The following is a 6,963-nucleotide window of genomic DNA, read 5'->3' as shown; positions in this document are numbered from 1 at the left end:
ATTGCGGCGCAGAGGAGTTTTGCAAAGCACGGCGTCTTGCAGGAAGGCAAGCGCTTTAAGGCGGCAAAGGAATCCAACGAGAGCATGCACACCAAGACGCCGAGCATGAAGGAATTGATGCAGAACCTGTCCGGTGGTAACCAGCAGAAGGTTCTGATTGCGCGGTGGCTCTTGACGCATCCGGATATCCTGATCCTGGATGAACCGACGCGCGGCATCGACGTCGGTGCGAAATACGAGATCTATACGATCATGCACGACCTGATTAAGGAAGGCAAGTCGATCATCATGATCTCCTCGGAGATGCCTGAATTGCTGGGCATGGCGGACCGCGTGATGGTCATGTGCGAAGGCCGTGTGACGGGCTTCCTGGACCGCGAAGAGGCGGACTCCGTTTCGGTTATGCGTCTGGCTACCAAGTTTATGTAAAGAAACCGGCGGCCGGCATGGCACGGTTTTGGATTTCCGAATCCGCCATATATCTGTTGGTTTCGTCGCGCGAAACGCAGATGTATAATAAAAGAAAGTGAGGTAAATGGGTATGCAAGGAGAAAAGACAGTCCCTCGCAAACAGTATGCAGTGGCCTTCGTCATTGTAGGCGTAGTACTTGCGATCCTGGGAGTCATTTTCAATTTTGCATTGGATGCAAGCAAGACCTTTGACTTGCCGTGGTTCGTCCTTGGCATTGGCGTAATCGCAATTGTATATGGTATCGTACAAATGACAAGAGGGCAGCGCCTTCATCCGGAAGTATCTTTTTCTGCTAGATCGGCAAAGAATTTCTTGACGAATAACGCCATTATGCTGGCATTGCTGGCACTGGTTGTTGTTATCTGCTTCATTGAGCCCCGTTTCATGCAGATTCAGGTTCTCTTGGACATCTTGACGCAGTCTTCCACGAGAATGATCATCGCTTTGGGCATCTGCTTCACTCTGTTGATTGCAGGTACCGACCTGTCCGCAGGCCGTATGGTCGGCTTGGCGGCAGTTGTTTCCACCTCCATGTTGCAGACGGCTACCTATGCGAACCGGTTCTATCCGGATCTTCCGCAGCTGCCGGTATTCCTGCCGATTATTGTGGCAATCATCGCCTGCATGCTGTTTGGTACTTTGAACGGATTCCTGGTTGCAAAGTATGACATGCACCCCTTCATCGCAACCTTGGCTGTCCAGGTTATGATCTACGGCGCATGTTCCCTGTATTTCGATATGCCTCCGAACAGCTCCCAGCCGATCGGCGGTATCCGTCCGGACTTCTCCGCAATCGGCCAGACCAAGCTGTTTGGTAGAATTTCTGTTTTGGTTCCGATCGCCGTTGTGTTCACCATTGCTATCTGGTTCGTATTGAATAAGACGGTCTTTGGTAAGAACGTTTATGCAATCGGCGGCAACCGTGAAGCAGCTGTTGTTTCCGGTGTTAACGTATTCAAGACCATCATGGGTATCTTCATCCTCGCTTCCTTCATGTATGGTGTTGGTGGCGTTCTGGAAGCAGCTAGAACGGCTGGTGCAACGAACAACTACGGCGACGGCTACGAGCTCGATGCAATCGCAGCTTGCGTGGTCGGCGGTGTGTCGTTGAACGGCGGTATCGGTACCGTCGGCGGCATCATCAGCGGCGTGTTGATCTTCACGGTTATCCAGTATGGCTTGCAGTTCATCGGCGTTAGCCCGATGTGGCAGCAGGTGATCAAGGGCATCATCATCGCCATCGCTGTTGCAATCGACCTGTCCAAGTACAGAAGAAAGTAATTTATATTACGAAAATTCAAGCCTGTTCCGGCTTTGCCGGAACAGGCTTTTTGTTTTATGGTTGGCATTTTGGGGGGCCCTTGAACGTGGATTTGCATGCATTTCCCATATGGAACGGGCCTTATAGCGGGAGGAAAAGCCGGGAGGCGGTCCGCAGTTCCTATATGGCCGGGCAAAAGAGGGGGATATGGGCAAAACTTTGTACAGCTGTAAGAAGGGACATGGGGTTATACCGCGGGCTCCAGAGGGCATTTGGCAAAAAATAATGGCTTTAGGGGAGGAAATTTTCCAAATTTGAAGCAGAATGGCAAAGAATCTGTTAAAATAAAGGAATACAATTTTTGTTTATAAGCCAAGTGGCCGTTCCAAAGGGATATCCTATGGAAGTGAATTTCAAAGTGCCTGCCCATGCGGCAATGATGGCAGGAGTGCTGATGAAACGGAAAGTATTGCGTAATTTGTGTAAGAATGGTACAATAAATTTAAACACCGATCAAATAGATGGAAAAATTGCCGTTTTTTAAGCAAAATTTGCGAAATGCTACGGGAAAGACCGCTGGTTGAAAATCAATAAAGGAGTTTCCTATGGGACAATATCGTGTAATTGTGGTGGATGATGAGGAGGAGATTCGTGAAGGAATCATCCGCAAGATCGATTGGAATGCTTTGGGATATGAAGTAGTCGGCAGTGCGGAAAATGGTGTGGAAGCGTTGGAATTGGCCGAGCATCTGCACCCGGATGTGATTATGACCGATATCAAGATGTCGTTTATGGATGGCTTGCAGCTGTGCGAGCATATTGCAGAAAAGATGCCTTCTGTAAAAATGATTATTTTTTCTGGGTTTGATGATTTCGAATATGCACAGAAGGCCATCAAATTGAATGTTACAGAGTATCTGCTCAAACCGGTCAATGCGCAGGAGCTTACGCAGACGCTCAAAAAGTTGAAAAGCCAGCTGGACCAAGAGCTCGCGGATCAACGTGATATTGAAAAATTGCGGCGCAATTATGAGGAAAGCCTGCCCGTCTTGCGGGAGCAATTCCTGGTTGGCCTGTTGGAAGGGCGCGTGCCCCGGCAGCGGGTACAGGCGCAGGCCGAGATATTCCAATTGAAATTGGATGCAAAATATTGGACGGTTGCGCTGGTCCATGCGGAGGGCGACGCCTCCCAGGCGCTGGCCAATGCAGGCCCGCTGCGCAGCGCGCAGGATCTGGTCTCGCTTTCCGTGGCAAAGACCGTGGAGGAAATGCTGGGGCGCTTTTGCCATTTTACCAGTTTCCTCTATATGGATAATGTGGTCATCCTGGCGGACTTCCAGGCGGAAAGCAGCGTCGCCTCCCTGATCACGGGCTTGAACGAAGTTTGCAAGAGCGCAGGGCGCATCTGGGGCGGGGATATCTCCGCCGGCATCGGTGGGCTGTGCACCAACCTCAATGAGATCAGCCGCTCATACCAGGAGGCGCAAAGCGCCCTGGATTACAGTGCCATTATGGGAGAAGGGCGCGCCATCTATATCAAGGATGTGGAGCCGGATACGTCCGTGCAGTTGCAGTTTGGCGAGCAGGAGGAGCGCACGCTCGTCAATGCGATTAAGCTGGGCGGGGAAGAGGAGATCACCAAGGTGATCAACGAGATGTTCTCCCGCTTCGAGTCGCAGTTGATCCCTGTGGCGCAGGTCCAGGTATATCTGGTGGAGCTGGTGACGTCCCTGCTGCGCGTTGTGCGCACCTATGAACTCAACACGGATGAGATTTTTGGCGAGGAATTTAATTATTTTACAACGATCTTTTCCCACTCGCCCTCTAAGATCCGCCAATGGCTGACCGAAAGCTGTATCCGGATCAGCGCGCAGGTAAAACGGGAACGGTTGGATTCCACAAAGCTTTTGGCGCGCAATGCCAAACAGTATATTGAAGAACATTATATGGATCCGGAGATTTCCGTGGAAAAGCTCTGTGCCGTTCTACATGTGAGCCCCGCGTATTTCTCCACCGTATTTAAACGGGAAACGGAAATGAGCTTTGTCTCCTACTTGACAGAGGTCCGTCTCCAGAATGCGCTGAATTTGCTAAACACGACGGATGATAAGACGTATGTAATTGCTGGGAAAGTGGGCTATACGGAGCCGAATTACTTCAGCTATGTTTTTAAAAAGCGCTTCGGGGTCTCCCCGTCCAAATACCGCCAGTCTGCTCCACCGGTGAGAGAGGATGTGGACAAGGGCCGTCCGGAATAGGCGGCGCATTTGGAAGGGATGGACTGCGCAGTTGCATACCCTTTGGAGGATTGTAATGCTGAGACGCCTGAGATATCTCACGCAAAAAATCAAACATGCCTTTAAGAAACGCAGCCTCCAGTTTACGATTTCGATCACCTTTACCCTGGTGGCGGTGACCGGAATGATCCTGGTGGCGGTGATCCTGTCTGCAAGATTTGTCAACTCCAACGAGCAAATGATTTCCGACGACAACCGCCGCATGCTGAACCAGGTCAATTTGAACCTGGATAATTACCTGCACAATATGATGCGCGTTTCGGATTCGATGTATTACCGCGTGATCAAAAATGTCGATATCGATACAGATATGGAAAGCCTCACCAAAGATATGGGGCTGCTCTATGAGACGAACCGGGATCTTTTGGTGAGCGTGGCGGTCTTTACGGACAACGGCGAAGTGGTTGCAGCGGAGCCGCTCTCCCAGCTGAAGGCGACGGTGGACCCAAAGAGCCAAAACTGGTTTGTGGACGCAAACGAACGGATCGAAAATTTGCATTTTTCCACCCCGCATGTGCAGAATTTGTTTATAAATTCCGACAACCGCTACAACTGGGTGGTGTCCCTCAGCCGTTCCATTGAACTTACGCGCAGCGGCTCCATCGTGCACGGCGTGCTGCTGGTGGATATGAATTTCAGCGGCATTGAACAGATCTGCAAAAATGTTGACCTGGGGGAATCGGGATATTTGTATCTCATCGATTCCAACGGCGAGATTATTTATCACCCGCGCCAGCAGTTGATTTACTCCGACTTGCTCCATGAAAATAATCGGCAGGCTGCGGAATATGAAGACGGCACCCACACAGAGACGTTTGAAGGCCAGCAGCGCCTGGTGACCGTTAAAACGGTCGGGTATACGGGCTGGCGCATTGTCGGCGTGGTGCCCATGCCGGACATTACGAACGACTATAGCCAATTCCAGATGTTTTCGATGTTCTTTGTCTGTTTTGCCATCTTTCTTTTGATTTCGGTGAATATGTTCCTTTCCCAAAGGATTGCAAATCCCATCAAATCCTTGGAGAGTTCCGTCAAAGAGTTGGAAAAGGGGAATTTGGGTGCCCATATTAGCATCAAAGGGTCGTACGAGATCCAGCACTTGGGCAAGGCGATCCGGTCCATGGCGGAGCAGATGCGGAAGCTGATGGACGATGTGGTGGCAGAGCAAGAGAGCAAGCGCAAGAGTGAAATGGACGCCCTGCAATCGCAGATCAACCCGCATTTCCTCTACAATACCTTGGATTCCATTGTCTGGATGGTGGAAAACGAAAGGTATGAGGGCGCAATCCAGATGGTTACCGCTTTGGCGAAGCTGTTCCGGATCAGCCTGTCCAAGGGGAAAAATATTATCACCGTGGCGGACGAACTGGAACATGTGCGCAATTACCTGACGATCCAAAAGATCCGCTATAAAAATAAGTTTTCCTACGACATCACCGCAGAGCCGGAGACACTCAGCTGCCAGACCATCAAATTGATTGTACAGCCGTTGGTGGAGAACGCCATCTACCATGGGATGGAGTTTATGGATGGGGATGGCGAAATCCACATCCGCGCATACCGAAAGGGCAAAGACTTGTATATTGACGTGGTGGACAATGGGCTCGGCATGCCGCAAGAACAGGCCGACGCCTTGCTGACTGAGGATACAGGGAAGGTGCGCGGGAAGGGGTCTGGGATCGGGCTTAAAAATGTGCAAGAGCGCATCCAGCTCTATTTCGGCGCCGACTACGGCCTCTCCCTTTACAGTGAGCCGGACGAAGGGACGACAGCCCGCATCCATTTGCCGGTCACCTAAAAAGCGGTCCCTTTGGATGGACTGCGGAAGAACGGCCCGGTGCGCAGGCAAAGCCCAAAGGTCCGGGGGACGCGCCGTCCCGCCAGGGGAAGGGTTTTCAACACTTGCCGGAAGGATTGTGGAAAAAACATCCCGGCGTGGGCCGTGCTGGAGGTTTTTCATGAGTAAGAAAAAAATATTGGTGGTCGCAATTGTTTTTTTATTGTTGGGCGTCTCCCTGGTGCGGTTGTCCGGCGATAGTGTTTGGAGCCCCAAACAGGACGAGACGATTCAGATTTCCTTTATTGCCCGCGGAAAAAAGACAGAAAGCTGGAGCACCATTGAACAGGGGATTGAACAGGCGGCAAACGACCTGAATGTAGAGATTACGCCGATCTATCTTTCCAGTGAGAATGATGCGTCCGAGCAGATCTCCCTCCTGAACCGGGAAGTGCAGAATGGCGCGGATGCGGTGCTGATTGCGCCGGCCAATTCGGAAGACCTGCGCGCCCCTATTGAGGAGGCCCAAAAACATGTGCCGGTCGTCGCGATCGAATCCACGGTGGCGGGGATGGAGACACTCCCCTATATTGGCTGCGACAATGTCAGCCTTGGGCAGGCGCTGGGGGAGGAAATCCTTGCCAGCGGGGGCAAAGGCACCAAAGTCGCGATTTTACAAAACAGCCTTTCCTGCTCCAGTGTGAAGGAGCGCTACCAGGGCGTGTTGGAAGTGTTGCAACAATATGGGATGGAATTGAGCTTTTGGGAGATCCCGGACGATCCAACGCAGGCCTATGAGACGGCAAAAACGCTTTTGCAACGGCAGGACGTCAACAAGGCGGTGGCGTTAGATGGCGCTACGCTGGAAGCTGTGGCCCGGGCCGAAAAAGAGCTCAGCCCACCCGGCGTGACCACGGTGGATATCTATGGGGTAGGGAGGACAAACCAGGTTGTCTCCTACTTGGAGGAGAAAGTCATCACATCCATCGGTGTGCAAAATGAGTTCAATATCGGCTATTTGGGCGTGGAGGCGGCGGTCGACCAGATCCAGGGGAACGAGGCTGAGAGCGCCACCATCAATTTTGCCATTGTTAATTCTGCGGATATGTATTCTCCAGAAAATCAAAGGCTGCTCTTCCCATTTGTCCGTTAAGCG

General features: G+C 51.6%; 6 protein-coding genes. All 6 read left to right on the top strand.

Features of this window, described 5'->3' with window-relative positions; all coding sequences use genetic code 11:
• The coding region (locus tag I2G69_RS06310) for an ATP-binding cassette domain-containing protein (protein WP_195451148.1) at nt 1-429 on the top strand (429 nt) is incomplete at its 5' end.
• A gap of 112 nt (nt 430-541) precedes the next feature.
• Complete coding sequence (mglC, locus tag I2G69_RS06305; RefSeq protein ID WP_191441904.1) at nt 542-1,753, top strand: galactose/methyl galactoside ABC transporter permease MglC; 1,212 nt, start codon at nt 542-544, stop codon at nt 1,751-1,753.
• A 341-nt stretch (nt 1,754-2,094) separates the two neighbouring features.
• Complete coding sequence (locus I2G69_RS06300; RefSeq protein WP_191441901.1) at nt 2,095-2,277, top strand: hypothetical protein; 183 nt, start codon at nt 2,095-2,097, stop codon at nt 2,275-2,277.
• Between the two features lie 61 nt (nt 2,278-2,338).
• Nucleotides 2,339-3,991: a response regulator transcription factor gene (locus I2G69_RS06295; protein ID WP_195560433.1), complete on the top strand. Its 1,653-nt coding sequence runs from the start codon at nt 2,339-2,341 to the stop codon at nt 3,989-3,991.
• A gap of 55 nt (nt 3,992-4,046) precedes the next feature.
• Nucleotides 4,047-5,828, top strand: coding sequence for a sensor histidine kinase (locus tag I2G69_RS06290; protein ID WP_195560432.1), 1,782 nt, complete (start codon nt 4,047-4,049; stop codon nt 5,826-5,828).
• 160 nt (nt 5,829-5,988) lie between these two features.
• Entirely contained in the window at nt 5,989-6,960 is a 972-nt protein-coding gene (locus I2G69_RS06285) for a substrate-binding domain-containing protein (RefSeq protein ID WP_195560431.1), read from the top strand.
• Nucleotides 6,961-6,963: the final 3 nt, after the last annotated feature.

It is taken from the genome of Anaeromassilibacillus sp. D41t1_190614_C2 (genome assembly GCF_015558525.1).
In the GTDB taxonomy this organism is placed as follows: domain Bacteria; phylum Bacillota; class Clostridia; order Oscillospirales; family Acutalibacteraceae; genus Anaeromassilibacillus; species Anaeromassilibacillus stercoravium.
This window is presented reverse-complemented; position numbering and strand designations above follow the sequence as displayed.